General features: G+C 73.3%; 15 protein-coding genes. 3 read left to right on the top strand and 12 right to left on the bottom strand.

Annotation, left to right across the window (positions count from 1 at the left end; translation table 11 throughout):
• Positions 1-11 precede the first annotated feature (11 nt).
• Together nusA and ACIQLL_RS13075 are read right to left on the bottom strand one after the other, a co-directional pair.
• Positions 12-1,052: a transcription termination factor NusA gene (gene nusA, locus ACIQLL_RS13080; RefSeq protein WP_402467811.1), complete on the bottom strand. Its 1,041-nt coding sequence runs from the start codon at positions 1,050-1,052 to the stop codon at positions 12-14.
• 2 nt (positions 1,053-1,054) lie between these two features.
• The gene (locus tag ACIQLL_RS13075; RefSeq protein WP_402467808.1) at positions 1,055-1,579 is read right to left on the bottom strand and encodes a ribosome maturation factor RimP; all 525 of its coding nucleotides are present in this window, start codon (positions 1,577-1,579) and stop codon (positions 1,055-1,057) included.
• A gap of 158 nt (positions 1,580-1,737) precedes the next feature.
• Between ACIQLL_RS13075 and ACIQLL_RS13070 the strand changes: the two genes are divergently transcribed.
• The gene (locus ACIQLL_RS13070) at positions 1,738-2,886 is read left to right on the top strand and encodes a DUF4439 domain-containing protein (protein ID WP_402467806.1); all 1,149 of its coding nucleotides are present in this window, start codon (positions 1,738-1,740) and stop codon (positions 2,884-2,886) included.
• A gap of 11 nt (positions 2,887-2,897) precedes the next feature.
• Here the strand turns inward: ACIQLL_RS13070 and ACIQLL_RS13065 are convergent, their stop codons facing one another.
• Positions 2,898-4,736 carry a proline--tRNA ligase gene (locus ACIQLL_RS13065; protein ID WP_402467803.1) on the bottom strand — a complete coding sequence of 613 codons (1,839 nt, stop codon included), beginning with the start codon at positions 4,734-4,736 and terminating at the stop codon, positions 2,898-2,900.
• 49 nt (positions 4,737-4,785) lie between these two features.
• Between ACIQLL_RS13065 and ACIQLL_RS13060 the strand changes: the two genes are divergently transcribed.
• Entirely contained in the window at positions 4,786-5,709 is a 924-nt protein-coding gene (locus tag ACIQLL_RS13060) for a DNA-formamidopyrimidine glycosylase family protein (protein ID WP_402467801.1), read from the top strand.
• A 9-nt stretch (positions 5,710-5,718) separates the two neighbouring features.
• Here the strand turns inward: ACIQLL_RS13060 and ACIQLL_RS13055 are convergent, their stop codons facing one another.
• The 5 genes from ACIQLL_RS13055 to ACIQLL_RS13035 form a co-directional block, all read right to left on the bottom strand.
• Positions 5,719-6,648, bottom strand: coding sequence for a GNAT family N-acetyltransferase (locus ACIQLL_RS13055; RefSeq protein ID WP_402467798.1), 930 nt, complete (start codon positions 6,646-6,648; stop codon positions 5,719-5,721).
• Positions 6,649-6,679: 31 nt separating this feature from the next.
• Positions 6,680-7,822 (bottom strand): flavodoxin-dependent (E)-4-hydroxy-3-methylbut-2-enyl-diphosphate synthase, encoded by a 1,143-nt coding sequence (gene ispG, locus ACIQLL_RS13050; protein ID WP_402468133.1) that lies wholly within the window; start codon positions 7,820-7,822, stop codon positions 6,680-6,682.
• 113 nt (positions 7,823-7,935) lie between these two features.
• Positions 7,936-9,201, bottom strand: a complete 1,266-nt coding sequence (locus tag ACIQLL_RS13045) for a M50 family metallopeptidase (RefSeq protein ID WP_402467795.1) — start codon at positions 9,199-9,201, stop codon at positions 7,936-7,938.
• 58 nt (positions 9,202-9,259) lie between these two features.
• Positions 9,260-10,441, bottom strand: coding sequence for a 1-deoxy-D-xylulose-5-phosphate reductoisomerase (gene dxr / locus ACIQLL_RS13040; protein ID WP_402467793.1), 1,182 nt, complete (start codon positions 10,439-10,441; stop codon positions 9,260-9,262).
• An 8-nt stretch (positions 10,442-10,449) separates the two neighbouring features.
• On the bottom strand, positions 10,450-11,667 hold the full coding sequence (locus ACIQLL_RS13035; RefSeq protein ID WP_402467790.1) for an MFS transporter: 1,218 nt from the start codon (positions 11,665-11,667) through the stop codon (positions 10,450-10,452).
• Between the two features lie 72 nt (positions 11,668-11,739).
• On the opposite strand from ACIQLL_RS13035, the gene ACIQLL_RS13030 reads away from it, so the two are divergent.
• The gene (locus tag ACIQLL_RS13030) at positions 11,740-12,198 is read left to right on the top strand and encodes a MerR family transcriptional regulator (protein ID WP_402467788.1); all 459 of its coding nucleotides are present in this window, start codon (positions 11,740-11,742) and stop codon (positions 12,196-12,198) included.
• On the opposite strand, the gene ACIQLL_RS13025 is transcribed toward ACIQLL_RS13030, so the two are convergent.
• From ACIQLL_RS13025 to frr, 4 genes are all read right to left on the bottom strand, one after another.
• Positions 12,132-12,686: a DivIVA domain-containing protein gene (locus tag ACIQLL_RS13025; protein WP_402467785.1), complete on the bottom strand. Its 555-nt coding sequence runs from the start codon at positions 12,684-12,686 to the stop codon at positions 12,132-12,134. The genes ACIQLL_RS13030 and ACIQLL_RS13025 overlap by 67 nt on opposite strands.
• The gene (rlmN, locus tag ACIQLL_RS13020) at positions 12,683-13,777 is read right to left on the bottom strand and encodes a 23S rRNA (adenine(2503)-C(2))-methyltransferase RlmN (RefSeq protein WP_402468130.1); all 1,095 of its coding nucleotides are present in this window, start codon (positions 13,775-13,777) and stop codon (positions 12,683-12,685) included. Before rlmN ends, ACIQLL_RS13025 begins: the two co-directional genes overlap by 4 nt.
• A 106-nt stretch (positions 13,778-13,883) precedes the next feature.
• Complete coding sequence (locus ACIQLL_RS13015) at positions 13,884-14,717, bottom strand: phosphatidate cytidylyltransferase (protein ID WP_402467782.1); 834 nt, start codon at positions 14,715-14,717, stop codon at positions 13,884-13,886.
• On the bottom strand, positions 14,717-15,274 hold the full coding sequence (gene frr / locus ACIQLL_RS13010) for a ribosome recycling factor (RefSeq protein WP_402467780.1): 558 nt from the start codon (positions 15,272-15,274) through the stop codon (positions 14,717-14,719). The genes ACIQLL_RS13015 and frr overlap by 1 nt, the downstream gene beginning before the upstream one ends.
• Positions 15,275-15,304: the final 30 nt, after the last annotated feature.

Here is a 15,304-nt window from a genome sequence, read left to right as displayed (position 1 = left end):
TGCCCGACAGCTCAGGCACTCTCGTCCGGGTCGGCAGCCACCACGGGGGCGTCCCCGCCCTCGTCGGAACGGATGTCGATCCGCCACCCGGTGAGCTTGGCGGCGAGGCGGGCGTTCTGCCCCTCCTTGCCGATCGCGAGCGAGAGCTGGTAGTCCGGGACGACCGCGCGGGCCGCCTTCGCGTCGGGGTCCACGACCGTGACCGAGCTCACACGAGCCGGCGACAACGCGTTGGCCACCAGGCGCGCCGGGTCGTCGCTGTGGTCGACGATGTCGATCTTCTCGCCGTGCAGCTCGGCCATCACCGCGCGCACCCGGGACCCCATCGGCCCGATGCACGCGCCCTTGGCGTTCAGTCCGGAGACCTTCGACCGCACCGCCATCTTGGTCCGGTGCCCCGCCTCACGCGCCACCGCGGTGATCTCCACCGACCCGTCCGCGATCTCGGGCACCTCGAGCTCGAACAGCTTGCGCACCAGGCCCGGGTGGGTGCGGCTCAGCGTGACCTGGGCGCCCTTCATGCCGCGCGCGACCTCGACGACGTAACCGCGCAGCCGCTCGCCGTGCGTGTAGACCTCGCCCGGAACCTGCTCGTGCGGGGGCAGCACCGCCTCCGTGCCGCCCACGTCCACCAGGACGACCCGAGGGTCGCGACCCTGCTGGATGACACCGGCCAGGACCTCGCCCTCCTTGCCGCGGAACATGCCCAGGACCTGGTCGTCCTCGGCGTCCCGCAGCCGCTGCACGATCACCTGGCGTGCGGTGGCGGTGGCGATCCGCCCGAAGTCCGCCGGGGTGTCGTCGAACTCCGGGCCGGCCTCGACGAGCTCGCGCCCGTCCGGGTCCTCGGGGTCCGGCGTCCGGATCTGCTCGCGGGCCCACACGGTCACGTGGCCCGAGCGGCGGTCGAGCTCGACCCGCGCCTGCTGGTAGGCCTCCGGGGTGCGGTGGTACGCGGAGAGCAGCGCCTGCTCGATGGCCTCGACCAGGACGTCCAGGCTGATCTCCCTCTCGCGCTCCAACAGCCTCAGCGTGCTCATGTCGATGTCCATCGTCAGCTCTCCTCACCCTCGCGGTCGGTGCCCGCCTCGTCGTCCTCGAGCCGTCTCAGCTCGACCTCCACACTGCCCCGACGCACGCCCGACGCCGCCACCCTCCGGCCGTCGTCGAGCACCAGCTCGGCGTCGTCGCCGTCCCCGGTCACGTCGGCCAGACGGCCACGCACCTCCTCGCCGTCGTCGAGCTGCAGGCGGACCAGCCGGGTCCGGGCCCGGCGGAAGTGCCGTACCTCGGTCAGCGGGCGGGAGGTACCCGGGGTCGACACCTCGAGCGTGTACCGGCCCCGGACCACGTCCGAGTCGTCGAGGGCCGCCGAGACCGCGCGGGAGACCTCACCGAGCGTGTCCGAGTCGAGGCTGCCCACGGCGTCGTCGGGAAGATCGAGCGTGACGCGTACGACCGACCGGTCGCCCGCGCGGGTCGTGCGCACCTCCTCGAGCGACAGCCCGGCCTCCTCGACCACCGGAGAGACCACCGACCGGACGCGCTCGTCCAGCGCATGGCCACGCTCTGCTGCCATCGATGCCTCCCGTGGGTCGTTCCGCGCCGGGACGTCCCGCGGCCGGTGTGTCGTTGTGCGTCGTCCCAGCGTAACGAACCCCTCGTGCCCCGCGTGCCGAACGACCCGCCCCACGAGGTGGACGAACGTCACATCGTGACGTGGCAAGATCGTCCCCGATGGAACCGCACACCGCTGCCCCACCGCTGCGACGGCGCCGCCGGACGGCCGCCGGGCTGCTGGCGGTCGCGCTGCTGGTGTCCGGGTGCGGACTCCGGCTCGAGACGCCGCCACCTGCCGAGCCGGTTCCCGACGCGTTGGAGATCGTGCGCCGGACGGCCGTCTCCGACGCGCTCTACGTCGCCGAGCAGGCCGACGCCGCCGTCGACGTCCTCGGCGGCACCCGTCCCGGGCTGGCCGAGGAGCTGGAACGGGTCGCCGCGGACTCGCGCGAGCAGGCCGACCAGCTCGGCGGGGTCTACGACTCGGGCCTGGAGCCCACGGCCTCCCCCAGCGGGTCGCCGCAGGTGGCGCCCAGCGAAGGCCCGGTGCGCCCGTCCGACGTCGTGGTGGCGCTCGTCGAGGCGGCCGGACGGAGCCGCACCGCGGCGAGCACGACGGCCGACGGCGACCTCGCCCGGCTGATCGCCTCGATCGGTGCGGCGCAGACCGTGTCCGCGAGCCGCGTGGGCGACTACACCCGGGCCGGCCCGCCGCCCACCGTCGTGCCCACCGTGCCCTCCCCCGGCCCGGAGGACCCGCCCGCCGAGGACGTGGACGGCACCGACGGGACGGACCGGGAGAGCCCACCGGCTGCTGCGACCGCCTCCGAGGACCCGGGTGAGCAGAGCGCCGACGGGGCCGCCGACACCGTCACCAGCACCGGACCCGGCTCCGACGAGCCGGTGCCCGTCCCACGAGGGCTGACCGCCGGCGAGCTGAGCACGCTGGTGGAGTCCGAGGACTCGGCGGGCTACGCGCTGCGGCTGCGTGCCGCCCTGCGGACCGACGGCCGCCGCACCCGCCTCGCGGACCGCGCCGACGTGCACACCGACCGGTCGCGGGCCTGGTCCGGCCTCGCCGGCACCGCCGGGACCGACCAGGACCCGCGTCGGACCGCGTACGCGGTCCCGCGCCGGCCCGGCGACGCCGCCCTGGTGCGTTCGGTCGAGAACGACCTCGCCACGACCTACGCCACGCTGGTCGGCACCACCGCTGCGGACAGCCGGACGGCCCTGGTCGACCTGCTGTTCGACACCGCGCTCACGCTGGACGCGTGGGGCGCCGAGCCGACGCCGTTCCCGGGGCTGCCCGAGCAGCAGGACTGACCCGAGAGTCGTCAGCGGGCCAACAGCTCCGCGACCCGTTCGGTCACCGTCGCCACGGCGTCGTCCACCGGCACCTGCACGGCCTCACCGGCACGCGGTCGGACCTCGACGACCCCGTCGGCCAGGCCACGGCCGACCACGACCAGCAGCGGCACCCCGAACAGCTCCGCGTCGGCGAACTTGACCCCCGGGGAGACCTTGGGGCGGTCGTCGTAGACGACCTCGACCCCGTCGGCCACCAGGGCGGTCGCGATCTGCTCGGCCCGGGCGAAGACCTCCTCCCCCTTGCCGGTGGCCACCACGTGCACGTGCGCCGGGGCCACGTGGGCGGGCCAGGCGAGGCCCTTGTCGTCGTGGTGCGCCTCCGCGAGCGCCGCGAGCACCCGTGTGACCCCGATGCCGTAGGACCCCATGGTCACCACGGCCTGCTTGCCGTTCGGGTCGAGGACCTTGAGGTCCAGCGCCTCGGCGTACTTGCGGCCGAGCTGGAAGATATGACCGATCTCGATGCCGCGGGCCAGCTCGAGCGGGCCGGAGCCGTCCGGCGCGGGGTCACCGGCGCGCACCTCGGCCGCCTCGATCGTGCCGTCCGCGGTGAAGTCCCGTCCGGCGACGAGGTCGAAGACGTGCCGGCCGGGCGCGTCGGCGCCGGTGATCCACCGGGTGCCGTCGACCACCCGCGGGTCGAGGAGGTACCGCACGGCCGACCGGGACTCCCCCGTCGCGTCGTCGACCACCTGGGCGCCCTGGGGCCCGAGCACGCCCGGCCCGATGTAGCCCTTGACGAGCTCGGGGTGCGCGGCGAAGTCCGCCTCGGTGGCCGGTTCGGCCTCGGCCGGGGCGAGGGCGGCCTCGAGGCGCTTGACGTCGACCTCGCGGTCGCCCGGCACCCCCACGACGACCAGGTCGCGGGTCCCGTCGGGCTGGGTGACGGCCAGCACCACGTTCTTCAGGGTGTCGGCGGCCGTCCAGGGCCGGTCCGGGTGCGGGTGCCGGGCGTTCGCCACGTCGACGAGCGTGGCGATGGTCGGGGTGTCGGGGGTGTCCTCGACGTGCGCGGCCGGGGCGTCGTCGTACGCGAGCGGCTCGGGCACCGTGGTGACGACGGCCTCGACGTTCGCCGCGTAGCCGCCGGCGGAACGGACGAAGGTGTCCTCCCCGATCGGTGACGGGGAGAGGAACTCCTCGGAGCGGGAGCCGCCCATGGCGCCGGACGTCGCCGAGACGATGACGTAGTCGAGCCCCAGGCGCTCGAAGACCCGCTGGTAGGCGCCGCGCTGCTTCTCGTAGGCCTCCGCCAGGCCGTCGTCGTCGAGGTCGAAGGAGTAGGCGTCCTTCATGATGAACTCGCGGCCCCGGATCAGGCCCGCACGGGGCCTGGCCTCGTCGCGGTACTTGGTCTGGATCTGGTACAGCGCCAGCGGCAGGTCCTTGTACGAGGAGTACAGGTCCTTGACCAGGAGGGTGAACATCTCCTCGTGAGTGGGCGCCAGCAGGTAGTCCGCGTCCTTGCGGTCCTTGAGCCGGAACAGGTTCGGCCCGTACTCCGACCACCGGCCGGTGGCCTCGTAGGGCTCGCGCGGCAGCAGCGCCGGGAAGTGCACCTCCTGGGCGCCGATCGCGTCCATCTCCTCGCGGACGACGGCCTCGACCTTGGCGAGCACCCGCAGGCCCAGCGGCAGCCACGAGTAGACCCCGGGGGCGGCGCGGCGGATGTAGCCGGCCCGCACCAGCAGGCGGTGGCTGGCGACCTCGGCGTCGGCCGGGTCCTCGCGCAGGGTACGGACGAACAGGTGGGAGAGCCTCAGCAGGTCACCGCGGGAGGCGCTGCGAGGGGACGCGATCGACATGCGCCCCAGCCTAGCGGCGCCGTGGCGGTGGTTCGGCGACACTGGTCCCATGCCCGAGCTGCCCGAGGTCGAGGCCCTGGTCCGGTTCCTCGACGGCGCCACCGCCGGCCGCACCGTGGTGGCGGCCGACGTCGCCGCGATCGCCGCGCTCAAGACCCACCGCCCACCGGTCTCGGCGCTCGTGGGCCGTCGGGTGCAGGGCTGGTCCCGCCGGGGCAAGTGGCTGGTCCTCACCGTCGACGCCGACGCCCGTGCCGCCGTCGACGCCGACCCCGACGCCGCGGGTCCGCTGCACCTCGCCGCGCACCTGGCCCGGGGCGGATGGGTCCGCCGCCACGAGACAGCGCCGACGACGCCGGTGCGGCCACGCCTGGGCGGCTCGTCCCGCGGTGCGAGCCTGGCGCTGCGGCTGCGGCTCGACGACGGCTCGGGCGTCGACCTCACCGAGGCCGGGACGCGCAAGCGCCTGGCCGTGCACGTCGTGACCGCACCCGAGGACGTCGAGGCGATCCGTACCCTCGGCGTCGAGCCGCTGTCGGCCGACTTCACCGCGGAGCGGCTGGGCGACCTGCTGCACGCCCGCAACCAGCAGGTCAAGGGTCTGCTGCGCGACCAGCACGCCGTCGCCGGCATCGGCAACGCCTACTCCGACGAGATCCTGCACGCCGCCGGCGTCTCGCCGTTCGCCCTGACCCGGTCCTTCGACGACGACGGCGTGGCCCACCTGCACGCGACCGTCGTCGCGACGCTGCGCGCGGCGGTGGCCGCGGCCTCGGGACGCCCGGCCGCCGAGCTGAAGGACGCCAAGCGGGCCGGGATGCGCGTGCACGGAAGGACCGGGGCCGCCTGCCCGGTGTGCGGGGACACGGTGCGCGAGGTCAGCTTCGCCGACAGCTCCCTGCAGTACTGCGCCACCTGTCAGACCGGCGGCACCGTGCTCGCCGACCGCCGGACGTCGAAGTTCCTGCGCTGAGAGGAGCGCTCAGAAGAGCACCGTGGCGAAGGTCCCGGCCTGCTCGAACCCCACGCGCCGGTAGGCCGCCAGCGCCGGGGAGTTGAACGAGTTGACGTAGAGCGACACCACCGGCGCGACGTGCCGCCGCGTCAGGGCGACGACGGCCGCCATGCCCGGGGCGGCGAGGCCCTGGCCGCGCAGGCCGGGCTCGACCCAGACGCCCTGCACCTGGGCGACGCCCTGGGAGACGGCACCCAGCTCGGCCTTGAACACCACCCGGGACTCCCCGGCCGCGTCCGTGTCGATCCGGACGAACGAGCGCCGGTCGGCGATGAGCGAGCGCACCCGGGCCGCGTACGCGCTGCCTCCGCCCGCGACGGGCGAGTACCCGACCTCCTCGGTGAACATCCGCACGCACGCCGGCAGCACCAGGTCGAGCTCGGCGAGCGTCGACGGCCGCACCGCCGGGTCCGGCTCCACGTCCGGATCCCGGTCGATGACCAGCGACGGCTGCTCGGTACGGACCTCGCGCGGCGGCGGCCACACGCGGGAGAGGATCTCCCACATCCGCAGGACCGCCCGCTGCTCGCCGACGATCGAGCTCGACCGGCGCCCCTGCTCGCGGGCGAGACCGGCGAACGCCGCCACGGCGTCGTCGGCGTCGTCGCGCGGGACCGACCCCGGCACCACCGGCACGAGGTTCGCGCCGGCCCAGCACACGGCGCGCAGGGACCCGGAGTCGGGGTACCCCCACAGCTGCCCCCCGGCCGCGGCCAGGCCCGCCCGGTCGGCGACGTCGAGGCGGGCGGCCGCGAGCACGGAGGCCACGGGGTCGAGGGCGCACACGTGCCGCGCCTCGGCGAGCGCCGACGGGCCGAGCACCCGCGCGGACGGGCCACGGCGGCCGCCGTCGGACGCGGCGGGACGTGGGCCGCGGACCGCCGGTCGCCACCCCATGTGTTCCTCCCGCCCGCGCCCGGTGGGCGCCTCAGGACACCGAGACGACCGGCGCGCCGGCCTGCGAGTCGTTCTCCGGGGCCGGCATCGACTCCGCGATGCGCAGGGCCTCCTCGATGAGCGTCTCGACGATCATCGCCTCGGGGACGGTCTTGATCACCTCACCCTTGACGAAGATCTGCCCCTTGCCGTTGCCGGAGGCCACCCCGAGATCCGCCTCACGCGCCTCGCCGGGCCCGTTGACGACGCAACCCATCACGGCGACGCGCAGCGGGACCTCCATGCCCTCCAGCCCGGCGGTGACCTTGTCGGCCAGCTCGTAGACGTCGACCTGGGCACGACCGCAGGACGGGCACGAGACGATCTCGAGCTTGCGCTCGCGCAGGTTGAGCGACTGCAGGATCTGCAGGCCCACCTTGACCTCCTCGACCGGCGGTGCGGACAGCGACACCCGGATCGTGTCACCGATGCCCTGGCTCAGCAGCGCACCGAACGCGGTGGCGGACTTGATGGTCCCCTGGAACGCCGGACCGGCCTCGGTGACGCCGAGGTGCAGCGGCCAGTCGCCGCGCTGGGACAGCAGCTCGTAGGCGCGCACCATGACCACGGGGTCGTTGTGCTTGACCGAGATCTTGAAGTCGTGGAAGTCGTGCTCCTCGAAGAGGCTCGCCTCCCACACGGCCGACTCCACCAGGGCCTCCGGCGTGGGCTTGCCGTACTTCTCGAGGAGGCGCTTGTCGAGCGAGCCCGCGTTGACGCCGATGCGCAGCGAGGTGCCGTGGTCCTTGGCCGCCTGGGCGATCTCGCGGACCTGGTCGTCGAACTTCTTGATGTTGCCCGGGTTGACGCGCACGGCCGCGCAGCCCGCCTCGATGGCCGCGAACACGTACTTCGGCTGGAAGTGGATGTCCGCGATCACGGGGATCTGCGACTTCTTGGCGATGATCGGCAACGCGTCGGCGTCGTCCTGGGTGGGACACGCCACCCGCACGATGTCGCAGCCGGCGGCCGTCAGCTCCGCGATCTGCTGGAGGGTTCCGTTGATGTCCGTGGTCTTGGTCGTGGTCATGGACTGGACGCTGACCGGGGCGTCGCCACCCACGTACACGTCGCCGACCCGGATCTTGCGGGTCTTGCGGCGCGGGGCCAGGGTGGGCGCGGGCGGGGCCGGCATGCCGAGATTCACTGCAGTCACAGGGTCAGTATCGCGCCTCCGAGCCCGTGCGACACACCTGGCGCGGCATCGTCACCTGATCGGGACCGTGACGCTCACCGCGCCTTCACACCTCAGAAGAGCCGGACGGGATCGACCAGGTCGGCCACCATGAGGACGGCGCCGACGCCGATCAGGACCACGAAGACGACATAGGCCACCGGCATCATCCTCGCGACGTCGGCCGGCCCCGGCAGCGCGTGGCCCCGCACCCGGGCCGCCGAGCGCCGGGCGCCCTCGTAGAGGGCGTTGGCCACGTGCCCGCCGTCCAGCGGGAGCAGCGGGATGAGGTTGAACATGAACAGCGCGATGTTCAGCGAGGCCAGCAGCATGAGCATCAGCTGGACCCTGGCGAGCACCGAGTAGTCCTCGGCCCCGGCGGTGTCGACGGCGGCGCGGCCGACCCCGACGACCGACATCACCGAGTCCTGGGAGCGCGGCTCGTCGGTGAAGGCCTGGTACGCCGCGTCGTAGACCCGCACCGGCAGGGTCACGATCGCGTCGGCCGTGCCCGAGACCTGCAACCACACCGCCTCCGGCACCGAGGACACGGGGAGCGCCTGCCGCTCCACGCTGGACGACACCCCCAGCAGGGCGCCGTCGACCATGACCGGCTCACCGTCGTCGTCGGTGACGGGATAGCCGTCGTCGTCCGTCAGGGGCCGCTCGGCGGGCGTCGGCGTGACCGCCAGGGTGACCTCCTCGCCGTCGCGCAGCACGGTCAGAGGCACCTCCTGCCCGGCGCTGTCGTTGATCAGGCCGACGAGCTGGGACCACTCCTCGACGGGGGCACCGTCGAAGGCGACGACCTCGTCGCCCGGCTCCACGCCGGCGGCGGCCGCGGCGGAGTCCTCACCGACGTCCGCCACCGTCGTCGTCGCCGTGGGCATGCCGATACCGAGGAACACCACCGCGAGGAGCACGACCGCGATGACGAGGTTCATCACCGGGCCACCCAGCATGACCACCAGCTTCTTCGGGGTCGACAGGCGGTAGAAGGCGCGATGCTCCTCCCCCGGCCGGATCTCGCTGACGCTGGCATCCCGGGCGTCGGCGATCACCCGGCCGAAGAACCCGCCGCCCCCGCGCACGCCCGGACGGGCCGGGGGCATCATGCCCACCAGACGGACGTAGCCACCCAGTGGGATGGCCTTGATGCCGTACTCGGTCTCGCCCTTGCGGCGCGACCACAGCGTGGGTCCGAACCCGACCATGTACTCGCTGACACGCACGCCGAACCTCTTGGCCGGCACCATGTGGCCGACCTCGTGCAGGGCGATCGAGACGAGGATGCCGAGCACGATGACGACGATGCCGACGACGACCGGAAGGATGTCCACGCCTCGAGGGTAGGCGACGTTCCTGGACGCCGGGGACGGCCGCCGCCCGGCCCGCGGCTCAGCTGCGCGCGAGCAGCTCGTCGGCGCGGGCCCGCGCCCAGCGCTCGACCTCCTCGACGACGTCCAGCGTCACCGCGGCCGGCGCGACGCCGTCGTGCTCGCCCAGCACCCGCTCGACCGTGTCGACGATGTCGGTGAAGGCGATCCGACCGCGCAGGAAGGCCGCGACGCCCTGCTCGTTCGCCGCGTTGTACACGGCCGGGTGGGTCCCGGAGGCCGCGGCCGCCGCCCGTGCCAGGCCGACCGCGGGGAACGTGGCGTCGTCCAGCGGTTCGAAGGTCCAGCCCACCGCCTGCGTCCAGTCGCAGGGCGGGGAGACGGCGTCCAGACGTTCCGGCCACGAGAGCCCCAGCGCGATCGGCAGCCGCATGTCCGGCGGGGACGCCTGGGCGATCGTCGATCCGTCGCGAAACTCGACCATGGAGTGCACCACCGACTGCGGGTGCACCACCACGGTGATGTCGTCGGTGGGCACGTCGAAGAGCAGGTGCGCCTCGATGAGCTCGAGGCCCTTGTTCATCAGGGACGCCGAGTTCACCGTGACGACCGGTCCCATCGCCCACGTCGGGTGGGCGAGGGCCTGCTCGGCGGTGACGGTCCCGATCTCGTCGCGGGTCCGGCCGCGGAACGGCCCGCCGGACGCCGTGAGGATCAGGCGACGCACTTCCTCGGCGTTCCCCCCGCGCAGCGCCTGCGCGATGGCCGAGTGCTCGGAGTCCACCGGGACGATCTGGCCCGGCGCCGCCAGTGCCTTGACCAACGGCCCGCCGACGACGAGCGACTCCTTGTTCGCCAGCGCCAGCGTGGAACCGGCCTGCAGGGCCGCCAGCGTGGGACGCAGACCCACCGACCCGGTGATGCCGTTGAGCACCACGTCGCTCCCCCGGCCGGCCACCTGGGTGGCGGCGTCAGGTCCGGCCAGGACCTCGACGTCGGCGGCGCCCCGACCCAGACGTGCGGACAGCGCGGCGCGCAGGTCCTCCGCCCGCGCGGCGTCGGCCACCGCGACGGTCCGCACACCGAGGGCGGCGGCCTGGTCGGCGAGGAGCGCGACGTCGGAGCCGCCGGCGCTCAATGCCTCGACGACGAACCGGCCCGGATGGGCCTCGACGACGTCGATCGCCTGGGTGCCGATGGACCCGGTCGAGCCGAGCAGGGTGACGGTGCGGAGCGTGCTCATGGGCGCCATCATCGCAGGGCCCCGGGCCTGCTCCGGGCGCGGGACGAGCTGCCACGCAGCACGACCGCCAGCAGCGCCGCCGAGACCCCGACGAGTCCCGCCGCCGGGAGCGGCAGCGCCGCGGGTGACGCGCCGGTCACGACGAGCGAGGCCGCGGCCGCGCCGAGGGCGATGCCCCCGTTGAAGACGACCGGGATCAGGGCGCCGGCCGTCTCCCGCCGTCCGGGTCCGCCGAGCCGGAGGACGAGCGTCTGGGCCGACGGACCCAGGGCACCCGAGCCGAGCCCCCACGCCGCGACCACCCCCAGCGCGGGCGCCGGTCCCGTGACCGTGGTCAGTGCGGCCAGGGCCGCGGCCGTGACCGCGCTGCTCACGAGCAGCGCGATCACCGTACGCCCGCCGGCCCGGCCGGCCAGCACGACGCCGACCCACGACGCGACGCCGAACAGCAGCAGCACCGAGCTGGTGCCACCGGGAACGGCCCGCGCGGGTTCCTCCACGAGCCGGGTCACGTAGGTGTAGGCGCCGTAGTGGCCCATGAGCGCGACACCCACCAGCTCGGTGACCGCGACCCACCGGCCGGGGTGGGGTCGCTCGGGTGCACCGCTCGGGGAGGACGACTCGGCCGCGACCCGTTCGGCACGGCGTCCCGGGCCCGCGACGACGAGCCGCCGCACCAGCAGGGCCACGACGAGGACCACGGCCGCCAGGAGGGCGAAGGCCACCCGCCAGCTCGCGGCTCGCGCGACCAGGCTGGCCGCCGGGGTGCCGAGCACCATCCCCGCCGTGGCGCCGCCCAGGACCACCGCCACCGCCCGGTCCAGCAGCCGGTCGGGCACGATCTCGGCGGTGTGCGCGTTGGCCGTCGCCCACAGCAGCCCCACCGCCGCAGCGCCGAGGATCCGCGCGCCCAGCGCGACCGCGTAGGTGGGCGCCAGGGCGGTCACCACCGAGGCCGACGCGAGCACCACCAGCGCACCCGCGATCACCGATCTCCGGTCGAACCGGGCGGTCAGACGGACCAGCGGGAAGCTCAGCACCACCACGACGGCGGCCCAGAACGACACCAGCAGGCCCGTCCGGGACTCGTCCACGCCGAGCCCGGTGCTCATCTGCGGCAGGACGGCGGTGGGCAGCATCTCGGCGGTGACCATGGTGAAGGTCGCGGCGCCGAGGACGAGCAGCGAGGTCCGGGGAAGTGCGTCGTGGCGGGTGTCGGTCGTCATGCTGACGACGCTAGAGTTTGACATTGATGTCAATGTCAAGCGCACTGTTCCGACCCCGACAGCGAGGTGGCGATGAAGATCGGTGAGGTGGCCCGACGCACCGGGGTGGCGCCCCGACTGATCCGGTACTACGAGCAGCAGGAGCTCCTCGTGGCCCCGCGCGCAGCCAACGGCTACCGCGACTACGGGGAGGAGCACGTCGATCGCGTCGCTCACGTGGCGCGGCTCGTGCGAGCCGGGCTGTCGACGAGGCTGGTCAAGGCGCTGGTCGAGATGGAGGACGCCGCCGCGCAGGACCATCCGACGTGCCCGCGCACCGTCGCGACCCTGCTCGCCGAGGCCCTCACCGGGATCGACGAGCGGATCTCCTGCCTGACGCGCAGCCGCGACACGATCCGCGACTTCCTGGAGCGCACCGAGCACGCGGCGCTGGTCTCCGAGGCGGCCGCGGACCCGGCGGCGTCCTACTCGACGCCGAGCAGCACCTCGATGGCGCGGGCCAGGAAGCGGTCGACCGGCTCCTCCGCGTAGGCGCCCGCTCCCTTGGACCGGCCGAAGGTGGCCGAGCGGAGCTCCGCCGCCGTCAAGGGCTCCTGCCGGTCGAAGTAGCCGACCAGACGGTCGCAGACCGCGTCCACGTCGTCCATGTCGTACCCCTGACGACCGCGCTCCGCCGGCGCGAACTTCTGCCCGTCCGGGCGCCCGAGCCGCCCGTACAGGGTGCGCGCCCGCTCGGCGAGCGCCGCCATCCATGCCTCCTGGCCCTGGGCGTTCACGAAGTCCGCCCGCTGCCGCGCGATGAAGGCTCCCTCGAGCCGGTCCAGCGCCGCATCGACCTCGTGGGTGTTGTACCCGCCCCGCACCAGCTCGAACGTCGACGTCGCGATGTCCGCGTTCGTCATCGGCTCGGGCGTGCGGCCCTCGTACGCCTGGCGTGCATGGTCGAAGAAGTCGTCGACCTCGTCCTGGTCGTACCCGTTCCGCATCTTCGACACGGTCGAAAAGAGCGTGCTGCTCACTCGTCGTCCTCCTCGGCGGCCAGCTGCCCGCAGGCGCCGTCGATGTCGCTCCCGCGGGTGTCACGGATCGTGGTGGGGATCCCGTGCCCGCGCAATCGTGCCACGAACTCGTCCTCGACGGAACGCTCGCTCGCGGTCCAGATGGAGCCGGGGGTCGGGTTGAGCGGGATCGGGTTGACGTGCACCCAGCCCTTGCCGCGGGCGTTGAGCTTCTCCCCCAGCAGGTCGGCACGCCAGCCCTGGTCGTTCATGTCCTTGATGAGGGCGTACTCGATCGAGACCCGTCGCCCCGTCACCTCGTAGTAGTGCCTCGCGGCGTCGATCGCCTCGTCGACGCTGAACCGGGTGTTGATCGGCACCAGCTCGCTGCGCAGGTCGTCGTCCGGCGCGTGCAGGGACAGCGCGAGCGTGACCGGGATGCCGAGATCGGCGAGCTTGCGCATCGCCGGGACGAGCCCGACGGTCGAGACGGTGATGTTCCGCGCCGACATGCCGAAGCCCTCCGGCTGCGGCGCCACGAGCGCCTTGACCGACTCGATGACCGCCCGCGGGTTCGCCAACGGCTCGCCCATCCCCATGAAGACGAGGTTGTTCAGCCGCGCCGGACCACCCGGGATCTCACCACGGTCCAAGGCCCGGAACGCGGCACGCACCTGCTCGAGGATCTCCGCCGTCGACAGGTTCCGCGTCAGGCCGAGCTGGCCCGTGGCGCAGAACGGGCAGGCCATGCCGCACCCCGCCTGGGACGAGACGCACAGGGTCGTGCGGTGCGGGTAGCGCATCAGCACCGACTCCACCCGGGCGTCGTCGAAGAGGTGCCACAGCGTCTTGACGGTCGTGCCGCCGTCCGCCTCCATGCGGCGCGTCGGGCGGATGAGCGGCGGGAACATCGTCGTCGCGAGGCTCTCGCGGCTGGCCTTCGGCAGGTCCGTCATCTCGGCCGGGTCCGAGGTGTAGTGCGTGAAGTAGTGGGCGGCCAGCTGCTTGGCGCGGAAGGGCTTCTCCCCCGCAGCCACGACGGACTCGGCCCGTTCCTCGGGCGAGAGGTCGGCGAAGTGCTTCGGCGGCTTGCCGCGGCGCCTGGGTGCCATCTGCAGCGGGATGGGCCGCGTCTCGTCGCCGGGGCGCACCGCGGGCACGCCGAGATCGGTCGGCCCGGGCGAGGCGGTCGGTGGTGCCATGAGAGTTCCTTCGCGGTCAGACGGTCGCGGCGAGCACGAGATAGACGAACGGTGCGGTGATCACGAGCGAGTCCAGACGGTCCAGGACACCGCCGTGCCCGGGGAGCAGCGTCCCCATGTCCTTGAGCTCCAGGTCGCGCTTGACGAGCGACTCCGCCAGGTCGCCCGCCGTCGCGGTCACGGCGGTGAGCACACCGAGCGCCACCCCCCACGACCATGACACGTCCAGCACCAGCAGCGCACCCGCGACGCCGACGGCGACGGCGAGCAGCACCGAGCCCGCCAGTCCCTCCCAGCTCTTCTTGGGACTGATCGAGCGGGCGAGCGGGTGCCGTCCGAAGATGACACCGGATGCGTAGCCCCCGACGTCGTTGGCCACCGCCAGCAGCACGAACAGCACCACGCGCAGCTCGCCGTCGGGCTGGTCGAGCAGCAGCAGGACGAACCCGGCCAGGAACGGCAGGTAGGTCGCGGCGAAGACCCCGGCGGCGGCGTCGCGCAGCGCCCGCGGCCCGGAACCGTCCAGGACGCGCCACACGACGACGCCCCCGACGGTGAGGACGAAGGCGACGAGCAGCGCCTCGGCCCCGGCGGCGTACGCCGAGACGGCCATCCCCGCGCCGCCGACCAGCAGCGGCGTGAGCGGGATGTGGATGTCCCGGCGGGCGAACGCCGTGCGCAGCTCCCACAGCGCGGCGCTCTGGGCCACGACCACGAGGGCCACGAACGGCTCGGGGCGGAAGAACAGCGACGCGCCGAACACCACCAGCAGCCCCACCCCGACCGCCACGGCCGCCGGCAGGTTGCGACCGGCGCGGGACGGCTTGCGCTGCGCGTCGACAGGTGACATCAGACCTCGAGCAGCTCGCTCTCCTTGCCGGCGAGGAGCTGGTCGACCAGGTCGACGTGCTTCTTCGTCAGCGCCTCGAGCTCCTTCTCCGCCCGCACACCCTCGTCCTCGCCGACCTCGCCGTCCTTGACCAGGCGGTCGATCTGCTCCTTGGCCTTGCGGCGCACGCCGCGCACCGAGATCCGGGCGTCCTCCGCCTTCGTCTTGGCGAGCTTGACGTAGTCACGGCGACGCTCCTCGGTCAGCGTCGGCATGATGACGCGGATCGCGTTGCCGTCGTTGGACGGGTTCACCCCCAGGTCGGACTCGCGCAGCGACTTCTCGATCGCCGCCATCGAGCTCTTGTCGAACGGAGAGATCAGCACGGTGCGGCCGTCCGGGATGTTGAAGGAGGCGAGCTGCTGCAGCGGCGTGGGAGCCCCGTAGTAGTCCACCTCGAGCGAGGAGAACATCCCGGCGTTCGCCCGGCCCGTGCGGATCCCGGCGAACTGCTCCTTGGCGACCTCGATCGCCGTGTCCATCTTCTCCTCGGCCTCGAGGAGGGTGTCGTCGATCACCCGGTGCTCCTTGTTCGTCAGATGTGGTGG

It is taken from the genome of Isoptericola aurantiacus, assembly GCF_044769875.1.
GTDB classification, from domain to species: domain Bacteria; phylum Actinomycetota; class Actinomycetes; order Actinomycetales; family Cellulomonadaceae; genus Isoptericola; species Isoptericola aurantiacus.
This window is presented reverse-complemented; position numbering and strand designations above follow the sequence as displayed.